The sequence below is a fragment of the Lachnospiraceae bacterium JLR.KK002 genome (assembly GCA_036941025.1).
Classification (GTDB): Bacteria; Bacillota; Clostridia; order Lachnospirales; family Lachnospiraceae; genus Petralouisia.
Genome location: JAYMNP010000001.1, coordinates 2,998,509 through 3,014,683, shown reverse-complemented (window position 1 = coordinate 3,014,683; position 16,175 = coordinate 2,998,509). Strand labels below are relative to the sequence as shown.

At 48.9% G+C, this 16,175-nt stretch carries 15 protein-coding genes; 14 read left to right on the top strand and 1 reads right to left on the bottom strand.

All coding sequences use genetic code 11. The features are described from left to right. The first annotated feature begins 195 nt into the window (after positions 1–195). The 4 genes from dhaK to VSQ32_14665 all read left to right on the top strand — a co-directional run bounded on the left by dhaK (position 196) and on the right by VSQ32_14665 (position 4,417). Positions 196–1,191: a dihydroxyacetone kinase subunit DhaK gene (gene dhaK / locus VSQ32_14680; protein ID MEH2944073.1), complete on the top strand. Its 996-nt coding sequence runs from the start codon at positions 196–198 to the stop codon at positions 1,189–1,191. Positions 1,192–1,320: 129 nt separating this feature from the next. Continuing rightward, entirely contained in the window at positions 1,321–3,054 is a 1,734-nt protein-coding gene (locus VSQ32_14675; protein ID MEH2944072.1) for a B12-binding domain-containing radical SAM protein, read from the top strand. Next, positions 3,051–3,683: an endonuclease III gene (nth, locus tag VSQ32_14670; GenBank protein MEH2944071.1), complete on the top strand. Its 633-nt coding sequence runs from the start codon at positions 3,051–3,053 to the stop codon at positions 3,681–3,683. The genes VSQ32_14675 and nth overlap by 4 nt, the downstream gene beginning before the upstream one ends. 20 nt (positions 3,684–3,703) lie before the next feature. Next, positions 3,704–4,417, top strand: a complete 714-nt coding sequence (locus tag VSQ32_14665; protein MEH2944070.1) for a 3'-5' exonuclease — start codon at positions 3,704–3,706, stop codon at positions 4,415–4,417. A gap of 7 nt (positions 4,418–4,424) precedes the next feature. On the opposite strand, the gene VSQ32_14660 is transcribed toward VSQ32_14665, so the two are convergent. Next, on the bottom strand, positions 4,425–5,066 hold the full coding sequence (locus VSQ32_14660) for a hypothetical protein (protein MEH2944069.1): 642 nt from the start codon (positions 5,064–5,066) through the stop codon (positions 4,425–4,427). A 309-nt stretch (positions 5,067–5,375) separates the two neighbouring features. Here VSQ32_14660 and VSQ32_14655 point away from each other — a divergent pair, with 309 nt between their 5' ends. The 10 genes from VSQ32_14655 (at position 5,376) to VSQ32_14610 (ending at position 15,691) form a co-directional block, all read left to right on the top strand. Next, positions 5,376–7,034 (top strand): VanW family protein, encoded by a 1,659-nt coding sequence (locus VSQ32_14655; protein MEH2944068.1) that lies wholly within the window; start codon positions 5,376–5,378, stop codon positions 7,032–7,034. Between the two features lie 75 nt (positions 7,035–7,109). Then, positions 7,110–8,093 carry an AIR synthase family protein gene (locus tag VSQ32_14650; protein MEH2944067.1) on the top strand — a complete coding sequence of 328 codons (984 nt, stop codon included), beginning with the start codon at positions 7,110–7,112 and terminating at the stop codon, positions 8,091–8,093. Positions 8,094–8,112: 19 nt separating this feature from the next. Then, positions 8,113–8,592: an Lrp/AsnC family transcriptional regulator gene (locus VSQ32_14645; GenBank protein MEH2944066.1), complete on the top strand. Its 480-nt coding sequence runs from the start codon at positions 8,113–8,115 to the stop codon at positions 8,590–8,592. After that, complete coding sequence (locus VSQ32_14640; protein ID MEH2944065.1) at positions 8,592–9,770, top strand: aminotransferase class I/II-fold pyridoxal phosphate-dependent enzyme; 1,179 nt, start codon at positions 8,592–8,594, stop codon at positions 9,768–9,770. Before VSQ32_14645 ends, VSQ32_14640 begins: the two co-directional genes overlap by 1 nt. Further along, positions 9,770–10,273, top strand: coding sequence for a tRNA (cytidine(34)-2'-O)-methyltransferase (locus VSQ32_14635; GenBank protein MEH2944064.1), 504 nt, complete (start codon positions 9,770–9,772; stop codon positions 10,271–10,273). Before VSQ32_14640 ends, VSQ32_14635 begins: the two co-directional genes overlap by 1 nt. Before the next feature lie 3 nt (positions 10,274–10,276). Continuing rightward, positions 10,277–11,128 (top strand): energy-coupling factor transporter ATPase, encoded by an 852-nt coding sequence (locus VSQ32_14630; protein ID MEH2944063.1) that lies wholly within the window; start codon positions 10,277–10,279, stop codon positions 11,126–11,128. Next, positions 11,113–12,015: an energy-coupling factor transporter ATPase gene (locus VSQ32_14625; GenBank protein ID MEH2944062.1), complete on the top strand. Its 903-nt coding sequence runs from the start codon at positions 11,113–11,115 to the stop codon at positions 12,013–12,015. The genes VSQ32_14630 and VSQ32_14625 overlap by 16 nt, the downstream gene beginning before the upstream one ends. Positions 12,016–12,083: 68 nt before the next feature. Beyond that, a complete protein-coding gene (locus tag VSQ32_14620; GenBank protein MEH2944061.1) occupies positions 12,084–12,884 on the top strand; it encodes an energy-coupling factor transporter transmembrane component T in 801 nt (266 codons plus the stop codon). A gap of 45 nt (positions 12,885–12,929) precedes the next feature. Then, the gene (truA, locus tag VSQ32_14615) at positions 12,930–13,715 is read left to right on the top strand and encodes a tRNA pseudouridine(38-40) synthase TruA (GenBank protein MEH2944060.1); all 786 of its coding nucleotides are present in this window, start codon (positions 12,930–12,932) and stop codon (positions 13,713–13,715) included. Positions 13,716–14,005: 290 nt separating this feature from the next. Then, entirely contained in the window at positions 14,006–15,691 is a 1,686-nt protein-coding gene (locus tag VSQ32_14610; protein MEH2944059.1) for a HAMP domain-containing methyl-accepting chemotaxis protein, read from the top strand. The last annotated feature ends 484 nt before the right edge of the window (positions 15,692–16,175 follow it).

The window sequence follows — 16,175 nt, the reverse complement described above, 5'->3', positions numbered from 1 at the left end:
ACCTGGTAAATAATATCAACATGGTAAAAAGTATCAAAATGATAAAAAGTATCAACAAATATCAATAAGTGGAACCTGCAGAGGGAAATCCTGCTGTCTGTAAAAGGATAAAACTGGCATGAATTTTGCTCTGTATAATAATATAATCGCTTTGCGATATATAAGGCATGGCACAAGGAGAAGGAGGAAATTGCTTTGAAAAAAATGATTAACAAACCGGATGACGTAGTAGAGGAAATGTTACAGGGGATTGTAGCAGCACACCCGGAATATGTAAAAAGAGTGGACGGATGTGACGTTCTGGTAAGAGCCGGTGGCTCTCAGGGGAAAGTAGCGCTGGTAAGCGGAGGCGGAAGCGGACATGAACCGGCACACGGCGGTTATGTTGGAAAAGGAATGCTTGACGCAGCAGTTGCAGGAGCTATGTTTACCTCACCTACACCGGATCAGGTATACGAAGCAATCAAAGCATGTAACGGCGGCAAAGGTGTTCTTCTGGTTATCAAGAATTATACCGGTGATGTAATGAACTTTGAAATGGCGGCAGACATGGCCGGCGACGAAGGCATTGAAGTGGAAAAAGTTGTGGTAAACGACGATGTTGCAGTGGAAAACAGCACATGGACCACCGGAAGAAGAGGTATTGCAGGTACGATTTTTGTACATAAGATTGCAGGCGCATGTGCAGAAGCAGGCGGAGATTTACAGACAGTAAAGGCAGTTGCAGAGAAGGTTATTGCAAATGTCCGCACCATGGGTATGGCAATTGCACCCTGTACCGTTCCCGCAGCAGGCAAACCGAGCTTTGAACTGGGCGAAAATGAAGTGGAAATCGGAATGGGAATTCATGGCGAGCCGGGAACCCACAGAGAAGAAATCCGCACGGTAAAAGAAACCACCGATACGCTGCTGGAGAAAATTTTTGCAGAAGACCTTTATCATGAAGGAGACGAAGTTGCTGTTATGGTAAACGGACTGGGCGGAACTCCGTTACAGGAATTATATCTCGCAAATCTGAGAGTATCGGAAGTGCTGGCAGATAAGAAGATTAAAGTTGCAAAAACACTGGTAGGCAACTTCATGACATCCATTGACATGGCAGGCTATTCCGTAACACTGCTGAAGCTGGATGACGAACTGAAGAAATATCTGGACGCTCCGGCAGATACACCGGCATTTGTTCAGGCATAAGATAACGAATAAGAAGAATACGCAAAGGGAAACAACTTCGTAAAGAAGCTGTTTCCCTTTGTTTCCTCTTGCTGTCCGGCAGAATTGATGTTATAGTAATCCCATATCGGGATTTCGGAGGAAAATAACATGAAGATTCTGTTAGCGGCCATCAATGCAAAATACATTCATTCCAACCTTGCGGTTTACAGTCTGAAATCCTTTGCGAAAGAATATGAAGAACACATCAGTCTTGCGGAATATACCATCAACCACCGGACAGATTATATTCTCCAGGAAATTTACAGGCAGAAACCGGATGTGCTGTGCTTTTCCTGCTATATCTGGAATTTTTCCTGTGTACAGGAGCTGATTCCGGATTTGCACCGGCTGCTGCCGGACATGGCAATCTGGGCCGGAGGGCCGGAAGTTTCGTATGATGCAAAAGGATTCCTTTCGAAATATCCCATGGTTACCGGGGTTATGCGGGGCGAAGGGGAAGGAACTTTCCGGGAACTGTGCGGCTATTATCTGGGAAACGGGGCGTCTTCCCTGGAACAGATACCGGGGCTGATATTCCGAACGCCGGCGCACAGGCTGGAACAGACGCCGGAACGGGAGATTCTGCCCATGGATGAGCTTCCGTTCTGTTATGAACATCCGGAGGATTTTGAACACAGAATCATTTATTATGAGACCAGCAGGGGCTGCCCTTTTTCCTGCAGCTACTGCCTTTCTTCTGTGGAAAAAAAACTGCGGTTCCGTTCTTTTTCCCTTGTGAAGCAGGAACTGCAGTTTTTCCTGGATCATCAGGTACCCCAGGTGAAATTCGTGGACCGAACCTTTAACTGCAGCCATCGCCATGCCATGAACATCTGGCAGTATCTGAAAGACCACGACAACGGGAAGACGAATTTCCATTTTGAGATAGCTGCAGATTTGCTGACGGAAGAAGAACTGGAACTGATAGCTTCCATGCGGCCTGGACTGATTCAGCTTGAAATCGGAGTGCAGTCCACCCACGGGCCCACTCTCAGGGAAATCTGCCGAACCACGGATATGAACCGGCTGGAGCAGGCGGTCAGGGCCCTGGGGCAGGCCGGAAATATTCATCAGCACCTGGATTTGATTGCAGGACTGCCCGAAGAAGATTTCCGAACGTTCGGGGAATCTTTCTGTCAGGTATACCGGTGGAAACCTCAGCAGCTTCAGCTCGGATTTCTGAAAGTGCTGAAAGGCTCCCCTTTGGGGGAGAATCAGGAGAAATACGGACTACTTTACCGGGAACATCCGCCTTATGAAGTGCTGGCGACCAACTGGATTTCCTATGAAGAAATACTGGATTTGAAGCTGGTGGAAGAAATGCTGGAAGTGTATTACAACAGCGGCCAGTTCGAGATGACCATAAAGGTCCTGGAGCTGATTTGGGAAAATCCCATGGAACTCTATCTGGATTTGGGAAAGTTCTACGAACAGCGGGGCCTGCTGGCAGTCAGCCATTCTCGCATGAGGCGCTGTGAACTGCTGCTGGAATTTGCAGAGGAGCAGGATGGGGAACATGCAGAGCTTTATCAGGAAACCCTGATCTTTGATTTGTATTACCGGGAGAACTGCAAGACACGTCCCTGCTGGGCAAAAGAACGGCCGCTCTGCCGGGAGCTGACCCGGAAATACTGTAAAAAAGGCAAAATGTCCCATCTGGAGCCTTTCTGGTATGATATGGAAGTAATTCTGAAGAACCGAAGCCTTACTGCTTATCCGCCCAGAACGCCGGCAGGACAGCTCTGGCTGTTTTCCTACGAGGAGCGAAATCCTCTGAGCAGGCAGGCCGGAGTGAGGAAACTGCCGGAAGACGCGCTGTTAAAAAATACGGAGGAATTATGACGAAACGAACAAAAGAAATCCTGGCCCGGCTGGATGAGGCCTATGGCCGGGAATACCGCTGCTATCTGAACCATGACACGCCCTGGCAGCTTCTGATTGCGGTGATTATGAGCGCCCAGTGCACCGACGCCAGGGTAAATATTGTGACGGAAGAATTGTTCCGGAAATATGACACGCTGGAAAAATTTGCGGCAGCGGATATTGAAGAACTGGAACAGGATATCCATTCCATTGGTTTTTACCATAATAAGGCCAGAAATATTATTCTCTGCGCCCGGAAACTGGTGGAGGAATTTGACGGTCAGGTGCCGGAACGCCTGGAGGACCTCACTTCTCTGCCGGGAGTGGGCAGGAAAACCGCAAATGTAATCCGGGGCAATGTGTACCATGAACCCAGCGTGGTTGTGGATACCCATGTGAAACGGATTTCCAGGCGGCTGGGACTGACGAAAGAAGAAGATCCGGTGAAAGTGGAATATGATTTGATGGAAGCCCTTCCCAAAGACCACTGGATTTTATACAATATCCAGATTATTACCCTGGGAAGAAGTATCTGCACCGCCAGAAATCCCAAATGCAGCGAATGCTTTCTGAGTGATTTGTGCAGGGCAGATGACAAAAAGCGCTGACAGAGGGGAGGAAGGGGAGAATGCCCGAATGCTATGTGGTGGTGGATTTGGAGATGACCGGGCTGAGAGCCCGCACAGACCGAATCCTGGAGATTGGCGGAGTAAAAGTGGAAAAAGGGCGGGAGAACCGTACCTTTCACCGTATGGTGAATCCCCGCATGGAACTGCCGGAAGAAATCACGCTGCTGACAGGAATTACCGGTGAAATGGCCAGAGAGGGCTGTGAAACAGAAGAAGCGGTGAAAGCATTTCAGGAATTTGCAGAAGGGGCGCCTCTGGTGGGCCATAATATCCTCTTTGATTACAGCTTTCTGAAACAGCATATTGCAAATTCTGGCGGAACTTTTGAAAAAGAAGGCATTGATACATTGAAGCTGGCCCGGAAATTTCTGCCGGAAGCAGAGAAAAAAACACTGGATTATCTCTGTGAATTTCTTCAGATTCCCAGGAGCCGGAATCATCGGGCCCTGGAAGACGCTAAAGCTACGGCAGAATTGTTCCGATATTTACAGGAAAGGTTCGAAGCCCAGGAGCCGGAATCATTCCGGCCCCGGCCTTTGCTTTATAAAGTAAAAAAGCAGGGCCCGGCTTCTTCCAGGCAGAAAAAACATCTGGAAGAACTGGCCCGCTGGCATAATATCAAGCTGCAGGTGGAATTGGACAGCCTGACCAGAAATGAGGCCTCCAGAATCACAGACAGGATTCTGGCAGCTTATGGAAAGATTCCGGAATAGTATACGGTTATCCGGGAAGGGATTCACCGGAAGAAGCGGGAAGTTCCGGTGCAGCCATATGGTCAAGCATGGACAGAATGGGTTCTCTCATCAGAGAATTCAGGCAGGAGGCGCTGCGCTGCATGGTGCGGATACCCTCTGTATTTCCCGCCTGCTGATAAAGCTCGGCCAGGAGCTGGTAGGTGGCTTTCATATCGCTTCCCACAGACACGGCGAATGCCAGTACCGAGGTGGCTTCTTCCGGATGGGAAAGCTCCTGCAGACGATGGCCCCAGGAGTTCAGGGTCCGCACCAGCAGGGTAAAATTCTGGTCGTACTGAGTCAGCTGGGGCAAATTTGCGGCCCCGTAGTTTAATTTCAGCTCTGTGTTGCTGATACCGGTGAGATTCAGAATCTTTTCATCTTTCAGTTTCAGCACCTGTTCCTCGCACTGTTTCAGAAAATCATCCTGGAACCGGGCAAAGGGCAGGGCGACGCCGGTAAAATCCACATAGTTCAGGCTGGAAATGTCCTGCTTTCTGGTGGCGTTGGCAGCATTCTCGCGTTCCCAGAATGCAAGCTCCGGGTCGCCGTGGCTTGCTTTCCGGCGTTTCCAGGAAACTACAAGCATAAAGATTAAAGTCCATCCAAGGATAATCGGGAGTCCCATAATACGTCCTTTCTTTTTATTCAGGAAATAATTACAATATAAAAATGGAGGTGAACCTGATGTTGAATTTTAATAATCCGAAAACGAAAAAAACCTTTGCCGCAGTTGTCGCTCTGATTCTGGTGGCGTCTATGGTAATATCCGTATTTCTTTCTGCATTTGTATAATTGTTCACCTGTTCATAATATACAGAAAGAGCGGTATTATGTCAATGAAATTCGTGGTTTCGTACCTTGAAAAATTGCATTTTTGTGTGATAGAATGAGAAAGGTAGAAATTTAACGAAGCAGGATAGCAGGAGAATAGATTATGAAAAGAAATTGGAAAAAGTATCTTTCCGTTGCCGGTGCTGCTCTGGTGCTGACACTGGTTGCAGTCATTACGGTTCCGGTGGATGCGGAGACAAAAGAGACGGATACTATTCCTGGCCGTGTGTATTTTGGTGATATCGCTGTGGGCGGCATGACCCAGGAAGAAGCCAAAGCGGCGGTGGAAGAGTATGTGGATGAACTGAACAGTGAAACCGTTACCCTTCAGGCCGGTAAGAATACCGTGCAGGTACCTGTTTCCCAGATGGGGATTTCCTGGGGGAATCCGGATATCGTAACGGAAGCGGTATCTCTGGGCAAAAGCGGTAATCTGATTACCCGTTATAAGGCCATGAAGGATCTGGAAAATGAAGATAAGAAGTATGAACTGGCCTTTCAGGTAGACACACAGATGGTGGAAAAGGTTCTGGAAAATAATGCGGAACTGCTGAATACGGAAGCAGAAAACGCAGGCCTTACCAGGGAAAACAATTCCTTTACGGTGATTCCGGGAAGCCAGGGCGTTACTGTGAATGTGGAGGAATCTGTGAAAATTCTGGAGAAATATTTTTCTCTGGAGTGGAAAGGGGAATCCGGAAGCGTTGAGATTGCAGCGGACGTGGTGGACCCGAAGGGAACCGAGGAGGAACTTGGCAAGGTAAAAGACCTGTTGGGCGGCTTCAGCACTTCTTATGCAAGTTCCGGTGCGGGACGTTCCAAAAATGTGGAAAACGGAGCTTCCAGGATTAACGGTTCCGTGATTTATCCGGGAGACAGCTTCTCCGTATATGAGGCGGTGAGCCCCTTTGATGCGGAAAACGGATATGAACTGGCAGGTTCCTATGAGAATGGAACCACAGTGGAAACATATGGCGGCGGTATCTGTCAGGTATCCACCACCCTGTACAATGCGGTAATCCGTGCAGAGCTGGAAGTGACCGAGCGGTTCAATCATTCCATGATTGTAAGTTATGTGGACCCTTCTGCTGACGCGGCTATTGCAGGAACATACAAGGATTTAAAATTTGTCAATAATACAAAAGCCCCCATTTATATTGAGGGTTATACCTCCGGAAGGTCCATTTATTTTAATATTTTCGGAGAGGAAACCAGAGATCCCGGCCGGGAAATCAGTTTTGTCAGCGAAACATTGTCCACTACAGAGCCGGGAACCCAGTATCAGGCGGCTCCGGGACAGCCCATCGGTTACATGAGCCAGACCCAGTCTTCCCATACCGGATATACGGCTCAGTTGTGGAAAGTTGTCACAGTAAACGGTGTGGAACAGAGCAGGGAGATTTTTAATAAGAGTACTTATAAGGCTTCTCCCAGAATTGTGGCAGTGGGAACAGCTTCCGCCAGTCCTGACGCGGTAAATGCCATGAACGCAGCCATTGGTTCTCAGGATGAAGGGGCTATCAATGCAGCAGCGGCTCAGTGGAATGATGCGGCAGTGGCAGCCCAGCAGCAGGCTGAGGCAGATGCAGCGGCGGCAGCGGCGGCTCAGCAGCAACAGCAGGAGCAGGAAAAAGACAAAGATAAAGATAAGGATAAAGACAAAGATAAGGATAAAGACAAGGATAAGGACAAAGATAAAGAAAAAAATGACGATGACGGCGGAGACGACGGAGATGATGATACCGGGGACGACGAAGAATAATCGAAGATAGCATAGTGAACGATAAGGCTGTTTCAGTAGTGAGACAGCCTTATCGTGGTCAGAAGGGTTGAGGACATGAAGGCAGGAAAAATTCCGGAAAGCGTATTGAAACGTTCCGTACTGAAACAAATCCATACAAAGCGAAAAGAAGTTGTGCTGGGAGCCGGCGTAGGAGAAGACTGCGCCGCAGTGAAACTGGAAGAAGACGAGGTCTTTGTAATTTCCACAGATCCCATAACGGGGACTACCACAGATATCGGAAATCTGGCCATTCATATTACCATGAATGATCTGGCGTCAGCGGGGGCTGAGCCTGTGGGCGTAATGCTCACTATTCTTCTGCCGGAGGAATCGGAAGAAGGGGAGTTGAAAAAGATTATGGGCCAGATGGAAGTTGTCTGTGCTCAGGCCGGGGTGCAGATTATGGGCGGACATACGGAAGTCACCAGAGCTGTCAGACAGCCGCTGGTAAACGTCTGCGGCGTGGGAAAAGCAAAAAACGGAAAGCTGGTGTCTACATCAGGAGCCCGGCCGGGCGATGACATTCTGGTCAGCAAATGGATTGGCCTGGAGGGAACTTCTGTCATTGCAAAGGAAAAGGAGCGGGAGCTTCTGACCCGCTACCCGGCAGAACTGGTGAAAACAGCCCAGGAATTCGACAGGTATCTGTCGGTGCTGCCGGAGGCCGCCGCGGCCATGAAGTCCGGCGTCAGCGCCATGCATGACGTGACAGAGGGAGGGATTTTCGGCGCCCTCTGGGAACTGGCGGAAAGCTCCGGCGTCGGACTGGAAGTAGATTTGAAAAAAATACCTGTAAAGCAGGAAACCATAGAAATCTGTGAATTTTTCAATATAAATCCCTATGAGCTGATTTCCAGCGGATGTATGCTGATGGCGTCGCCGGACGGAAATACGCTGGTGAGAGAACTGGAAAAACGGGGAATCCACGGGGCGGTGATTGGTAAGGCGGTATCCGGCAACGACCGTATTCTGCTGAATGAAGAAGAAAAAAGATTTCTGGAGCCGCCCAAAACCGACGAGCTCTACAAAGTGGTATAGGAAGGATGGAGGTATGGAGATGAGAGAGAAAATTTTAACCTTTATAGAAAAAAACAGCAGAGTAGATTTGAAAGAGCTGGCCATTATGCTGGGGGTGGATGAAACAGTTGTGGCAAATGAAATGGCGGCCATGGAGGAGGAGCGGATTATCTGCGGATACCACACCCTGATTGACTGGGAGAAAACCAGTATTGAGAAAGTAAACGCCCTGATAGAGGTGCGGGTAACGCCCCAGAGAGGGAGAGGATTCGACAGCATTGCCGAGCGGGTGTATAACTATCCGGAAGTGAATGCGGTATACCTGATTTCCGGCGGCTATGATTTGCTGGTAACGCTGGAAGGGAAAACATTGCGGGAGGTGGCTCAGTTTGTGTCCGACAAACTTTCTCCGCTGGATTCTGTGCTGAGTACCAAGACGAATTTTATTTTGAAGAAATACAAAGACCATGGTACCGTGATTGCAAAACCCAGGGAAGATGAAAGGATGTTGGTGAGCTAATGAGAAATCCCTTATCAGAACGCATTGTGGGAATTCCCTTTTCCGGAATCCGGAAATTTTTCGATATTGCGGCGGAGATGAAAGACGTGATTTCTCTGGGGGTGGGAGAACCGGATTTTGACACGCCCTGGCATATTCGGGATGAAGGAATTTATTCCCTGGAAAAAGGGCAGACGTCTTATACTTCCAATGCGGGATTAAAAGAACTGAAGATGGAAATTGCAAAATATCTGGAGCGGAGGTTCCAGGTATCTTACGATTATAATACGGAAATGATGGTTACGGTGGGCGGCAGCGAGGCCATAGACATTGCCATGCGCGCCATGCTGGATCCCGGAGATGAGGTTCTGGTGCCTCAGCCCAGTTATGTTTCCTACGGGCCCTGCGCAGAACTGGCCAACGGAGTTCCGGTGATTATCAATTTAAAAGAGGAACATGATTTCCGGCTCACAGCCCAGGAACTGGAGGACGCCATTACGCCAAGAACAAAGCTGCTGGTGCTGCCTTTTCCAAACAATCCTACGGGAGCCGTCATGGAGAGGAAGGATTTGGAAGCCATTGCGGAAGTGATTAAAAAGCATGATATTTTCGTACTGAGCGATGAGATTTACGGAGAACTCACTTATCTGGAGGGACGGGATCATGTGACCATTGCCTCCCTGCCAGGTATGCGGGAACGCACCGTGCTGATTAACGGATTTTCCAAAGCCTATGCCATGACGGGCTGGCGTCTGGGGTATGCCTGCGCTCCCGGAATCATACTGGAACAGATGCTGAAAATCCACCAGTACGCCATTATGTGCGCCCCCACCACCAGCCAGTATGCGGCTGTGGACGCTGTGCGGAACGGAGACGAGGATGTGGCGGCCATGCGGGAAGAATACAATGGAAGGCGCCGGTATCTTATGCACAGGTTCCGGGAAATGGGACTGAAATGTTTTGAGCCTTACGGAGCCTTTTATGCCTTCCCCTGTATTCAGGAATTCGGCATGACCTCCGAAGAATTTGCCACCCGAATGCTGCAGGAAGAAAAGGTGGTGGTGGTGCCGGGAACTGCTTTTGGAGACTGCGGAGAAGGATTTTTGCGGATTTCCTACGCCTACTCTCTGGATAGCCTGAAGGAAGCGCTGGACCGGATGGAGTCCTTTATCCGGAAGCTGCGGGAAAGGAATTCCTGATGGCCGGGCTGAATCTTGTCCTTTATGAGCCTGAAATTCCGGCCAATACGGGAAACATCGGCCGTACCTGCGCGGCTACGGGAACCAGGCTCCACCTGATTGAACCGCTGGGATTTCAGCTTACGGAAAAGGCCCTCCGGCGGGCGGGCATGGATTACTGGAAAGAACTGGATGTGACCCGGTATATCAACTGGCAGGATTTTCTTGTAAAGAATCCGGGAGTCAGAATTTATATGGCCACCACAAAAAGCCGTCAGATTTATACGGAGGTTCATTATGAGCCGGACTGCTACATTATGTTCGGGAAAGAGAGCGCCGGAATTCCGGAAGAGATTCTGAAGGAATATCAGGAGACCTGCGTGCGGATTCCCATGCTGAGAGATACCCGTTCCCTGAATCTATCCAATTCCGCGGCAATTATCCTGTATGAAGCATTGCGGCAGAATCAGTTTGCTCATCTGAAACTGCAGGGAGAACTTCACCGGCTGAACTGGGAGGACTGACCCATGAATTTTATAGAAGCCAGAAAATTAGTATATGAATATATCAGGCGTGACGAGGACGACAATGTGGAGGGGATTCTCACAGCCCTGGACGGTGTGAATCTGGACATAAAACAGGGAGAATTTGTGGCTGTTCTGGGCCATAACGGCTCCGGCAAGTCCACTTTGGCCAAACATCTGAACGTGTTGCTGCAGGCCGGAGAGGGAACCCTCCGGATTGACGGAAAGGACGCACGGGATCAGCAGTATCTGTGGGAAATCCGCAAGATTGCCGGGATGGTATTTCAGAATCCTGATAATCAGATGGTGGCCAGTGTGGTGGAGGAAGACGTGGCTTTCGGGCCGGAGAATCTGGGGGTTCCTTCCGGAGAAATTCACAGCCGGGTGGAAAACAGCCTGAAGTCCACCGGAATGCTTTCCTGGCGGAAACATTCTCCCAACAAACTTTCCGGCGGCCAGAAACAGAGGGTGGCCATTGCGGGAGTCATGGCCATGGAGCCCAAATGTATTGTGCTGGATGAGCCCACCGCCATGCTGGATCCAAATGGGAGAAAAGAAGTGCTGGATGCGGTGGAAAGGCTGAACCGGGAAAAGGGCATGACGGTAATTCTGATTACCCATTACATGGAAGAAGTAATCCGTGCCCACAAAGTATATGTGATGGATCATGGAAAAGTGGTTATGCAGGGCTCGCCCCGTGAAATTTTTTCCAAGGTGGATACTTTGAAATCATATGGCCTGGATGTGCCCCAGATTACCCTGCTGGCACATGAGCTGCGAAAAGCGGGGGTGATGATACCTGAAGGGATTCTCACAGGACAGGAGCTGGTGGAAGCATTATGTCAATTATATTAGATAAAGTCAATTATGTATACGGTGAGAAAACCGCATATGAAACGCAGGCCTTAAAAGATATTAATCTGAAAATCCAGGACGGGGAATTTATCGGATTAATCGGCCATACCGGCTCCGGGAAATCCACGCTGATTCAGCATCTGAACGGGTTGCTGCGGGCTTCTTCCGGCGGGATTTACTACAATGGCCGGGACATTTACGAGGAAGATTATGACAGAAAGGAACTGCGGGGCAAGGCAGGTCTTGTTTTCCAGTATCCGGAGCATCAGCTTTTTGAGAGTACGGTGTTTGCGGACGTGTGTTTCGGCCCGAAAAATATGGGTCTGACTTCCAGAGAAGCTGAACTTCGGGCCTTCACTGCATTGCGCAGTGCGGGGGTGCCGGAGGAATACTGGTACCGTTCTCCCTTTGAACTTTCGGGAGGCCAGAAACGCCGGGCAGCCATTGCCGGAGTCCTTGCCATGAAACCGGAGGTGCTGATTCTGGACGAACCCACAGCGGGACTGGATCCCAGGGGCCGGGATGAGATTCTGAATCAGGTGGCAGCCATGCACCGGGATTTGAAAATGACCGTGATTCTGGTGTCCCACAGCATGGAAGATGTGGCGAATTATGTAAACCGCATGATTGTGATGAATCGGGGAAGTATTCTGTTTGACGGTACCCCTCAGGAAGTGTTCCGCCATTACCGGGAACTGGAGGCGGTGGGCCTTGGAGCTCCTCAGGTCACATATCTTATGCATGAACTGCAGGAACGGGGGTTTCCGGTCAATGTGGACGCCATTACCATTCAGGAAGCGAAGGATTCCATTTTGCAGGTTCTGGCCGGGCGGCAGCAGGGAACAGCAGGGAAGATAGCGGAGAAGATGATAAGGGGGACACAATAAGATTTGAACTGAGATTCCAGGAAAATATTCTGAAAAGATTATGAGAAAAAGATTATGAGAAAAAGATTATGATAAGAGATATTACCATCGGACAATATTATCCTTCCAATTCCGTTCTGCACAGCCTGGACCCCAGAGTAAAACTGATGGGAACGCTGGTATATGTGCTTTCCCTGTTCCTGTTTCGGGGGCCGGCGGGACTTGCGGCGGTTACCCTGGGTCTGATTGCTCTGATTAAGCTGTCCCATGTGCCCTTCCGGTACATGGTAAAAGGCCTGAAAGCCATTGCAGTGATTCTGATTATGACAGCAATGTTCAATCTGTTTCTGACGCCGGGGGAACCCCTTGTGTCCTTCTGGATATTCCGTATTACGGAGGAAGGGCTGACAAGCGCCGGATTTATGGCAGTCCGCCTGACTTTTCTGATTCTGGGCAGTTCCGTGCTGACACTGACCACCACGCCCAATCAGCTCACGGACGGACTGGAAAAGGCTCTGAGGCCTTTGAATAAAGTCCGGATTCCCGTACATGAAATTGCCATGATTATGTCTATCGCTCTGCGGTTTATTCCCATTTTAATTGAGGAAACAGATAAGATTATGAAAGCTCAGCTTGCCAGAGGGGCGGACTTTGAAAGGGGGAATCTGATTCGGAGAGTAAAGGCTATGGTGCCTCTTCTGGTACCTTTGTTTATTTCCGCTTTCCGGCGGGCCAATGATCTTGCACTGGCCATGGAAGCCCGCTGTTACCGGGGCGGAGCAGGACGGACGAAAATGAATCCGCTGAAATATACGGGCAGGGACGGCGCTGCTTATCTGGTGATGGCGGGATATTTCACAGGTGTCCTGCTGCTGAGGATATTGCTATAAAAATTTTAGAATCGGAAGCGGGTTTTACCCGGCAGGAGAAGTATTGTGAAACGAATCAAACTTGTGGTTGCCTACGATGGCACAGCTTACTGCGGCTGGCAGATACAGCCCGGTGTAATTACCATAGAAGAAGTGCTGAACCGCACCCTGTCAGAGCTCCTTGGAGAGGACATTCAGGTGACCGGAGCCAGCCGGACGGATTCCGGCGTGCACTCTCTGGGAAATGTGGCGGTATTTGACACCGGGACCAGAATTCCTCCGGATAAAATCTGTTTTGCCCTGAACCAGAGGCTGCCGGAGGACATTGTGGTACAAAGCTCCTGTCAGGTGGCAGAGGATTTCCATCCCCGCCGGTGCTACAGTGAAAAGACTTACGAATATAAAATATTAAACCGGAGAATCCCGGTGCCTACCCTGCGGCGGGATACTTATTTTTATTATCGTAATCTGGATGTGAGGAAAATGCAGCAGGCTGCGGATTCCCTGGTGGGCGAGCATGATTTCAGGAGCTTCTGTTCCGCAAAAACAGAGATGGAGAATACCGTGCGGCGGATTTTGTCCTGTCAGGTGGAAAAATCGCCGGAGGATATCATTACCATCCGGGTAACGGGAACAGGATTCCTCTATAATATGGTAAGAATTATTGCAGGTACGCTGATTTCCGTGGGAGTTGGAGAACTGCTGCCGGAAGCCATACCGAAAATACTGGAGCGGAAAGACCGGAGCGGGGCGGGGCCCACGGCTCCGGCTCATGGGCTTACCATGCTGGGTATTGTGTATAAAAGCGATATTTCAGAAGAAAATGAAGAAGAAAATAAAAAAAGATATTGAAATTTGAAATATATGCAGATATAATTTTTGTAATTGTGTAACGTCCGCTGTATAAATTGATTCAGCAAAAATGCCAGCAGGTAATTGCGAAACTCAATAATTATACAAATTTCATATGCAATTTGAATGCAAATATTTTCTCATACAAAAGATGGAGAAATGTATTTCGGCCTTTTTGTATGATGAAAATATTTCATGGAAAGTGCAGAAATTGTACATGAAATTTTGATAATTTAATTGTTTCGCAATTGTCTGTAAAAAAGGCCAAAAGAGAAAGGAGCGTAAATATCATGCTGAAAAAAATGGATAAGATGAAGATAAAGGAAAGGCTGCAGTATGGATACAGTATGGTAATCGGTCTGATGGTCATTATCACAGTCTGCGCCATTGTGGGGCTTTTCCTTGTGCAGGGAAAAATGAATTCTTATATTAATAGAGACCAGGCCGCCGATACTGCTGTGAAAAACTGCAGAATTGAGACAAATACTTCTGCAAGATATATTCGGGAAATGGCATTAAGCGATGATCCGGAATTGTTTAAGGAATACAAAGGAAATGTGCAGGAAGGAATGGCAGCGATTGAAGAGGCGCTGAAGGACCTGAAAGCATCAGACGCTATTCACAGCCAGTTAAATCAGGAGTATGAGGACGCCATTCACAGCTGGATGGAAATGGGCGACCGTATTATAGGAGAGCTGGAGTCGGGAAACAAAGAAGAAGGAATCAGACTGATTGTATCAGAATGTACCCCCATGCTCCGGGAGGCGGTGGAAATTGCGAAAGAGATTGATGCCGCCACCAATCTGCAGAAAGAAGCATCCATAAGCACAGTCAAAGGAACAATTGTGTTGGTTATTGTGATTATGGTGCTGATTCTGGGCCTTGCTGTTTTTACAGCCATGAAAGTGGGAAATCGGATTGTGGATACCATTGTGGTGCCTCTGAAAGAAATTGAAGGAGCAGCCATTGATCTGTCCAGAGGAAATCTTCACACGGAAATTACATACAGAAATGATGATGAAATCGGTAAACTGGCCCATGCTCTGAGAAGTTCAATCGGAAGGCTCTGGGATTATGTGGAGGATATTGACCGGGCCATGAAAGAATTTTCCCAGGGAAATTTTGACGTACAGGCCAATGTGGAGTATCGTGGGGATTTTATGGGAATTGAAGATTCCTTTATGCATTTTGAGAAAAATATGGCGGATATGGTGAAAAACGTCCAGTCCGTGGCAAATCAGGTGACAAAGGCTTCCGAGAGAATTTCCGTAAATTCCACAGACCTGGCAGAAGGCGCCTCCGAGCAGGCGGGCGTTACCCAGGAACTTTCGGCTACGATTGAAAATGTTTCCGGCCAGATTGACCGAAATGCAAAGGAAGCTATTGATATCAGCAGGGAAGTCCAGCGGGTGGGACAGGATCTGGAATACAGCAATGGAAAGATGCAGGAAATGGTGGAATCCATGAACCGGATTGGAGAGTCTTCCAGTGAAATCAGTAAAATTATTGCCACAATCAATGAGATTGCAAGCCAGACCAATCTGCTGGCTTTGAATGCTTCCATTGAAGCGGCGCGGGCAGGAGAAGCGGGAAAAGGATTTGCGGTGGTTGCAGATCAGGTATCTCTTCTTGCAGCTCAGAGTGCGGAGGCGGCTACCGAATCTACGACATTGATTGAAGAATCTGTGCGGGCGGTAAAGAGCGGAATGGATACTGCCAATGAGACGGCGGAACAGCTTCAGCATGTGGTACAGGGAGCAAGAACCATTATCCGAAAAGTAAATCTGATTGCGGAGGCGTCGAAGGAACAGGCCAGCGCAGTGGAACAGATTAACCATGGCGTGGACCAGATTAACAACGTAGTACAGACCAATTCGGAGACTTCCGAAGAATGTGCCGTATCCAGTCAGGAGATGACCGCTCAGGCAGAATCTCTGCGGGATCTGATTCGGAAGTTTAAGGTAGGGAAATTTTAGACAGCAGTTCAGCCATAGCCTGTTTCTGTGTGAATCATGCTCGCATGAATGAGCACAGGACACAGGCTATGAGCGGAGCGCCCCCTAAGCCTCAGACAGGAGCTGCGTCAGCAGCGGATAGCCTGCGTTGCAGGCGGTCTGAGGATTGTTAAAAGGGGCGTGGGCTGAACTGTTGTTGCTGTTCACACGGCACCGTGCACCACGCTGCACGGTGTCCGGCCAGAGAAGTAGTGGCTGCCGGGCATCCGGCCCCTCACCGAAGGTGACTTTAAATGGCCGGATGCCGTTACCGGAACACCCGTAGGGTGTAAACAGTAATGAACTGTTACAGTTTCAGAATAGAAATTCCAAAAAAGGAATTGACACCGGAAAATCTCTGTAATATAATAGAGCAGTATGGCAAGTGAGAAATGCAAGCCTTTCTCCGGCGAAGCGTTTTGGCTTTGATGTACAAAGAAAAATGTAAATGGTGTGAAAAGGATAG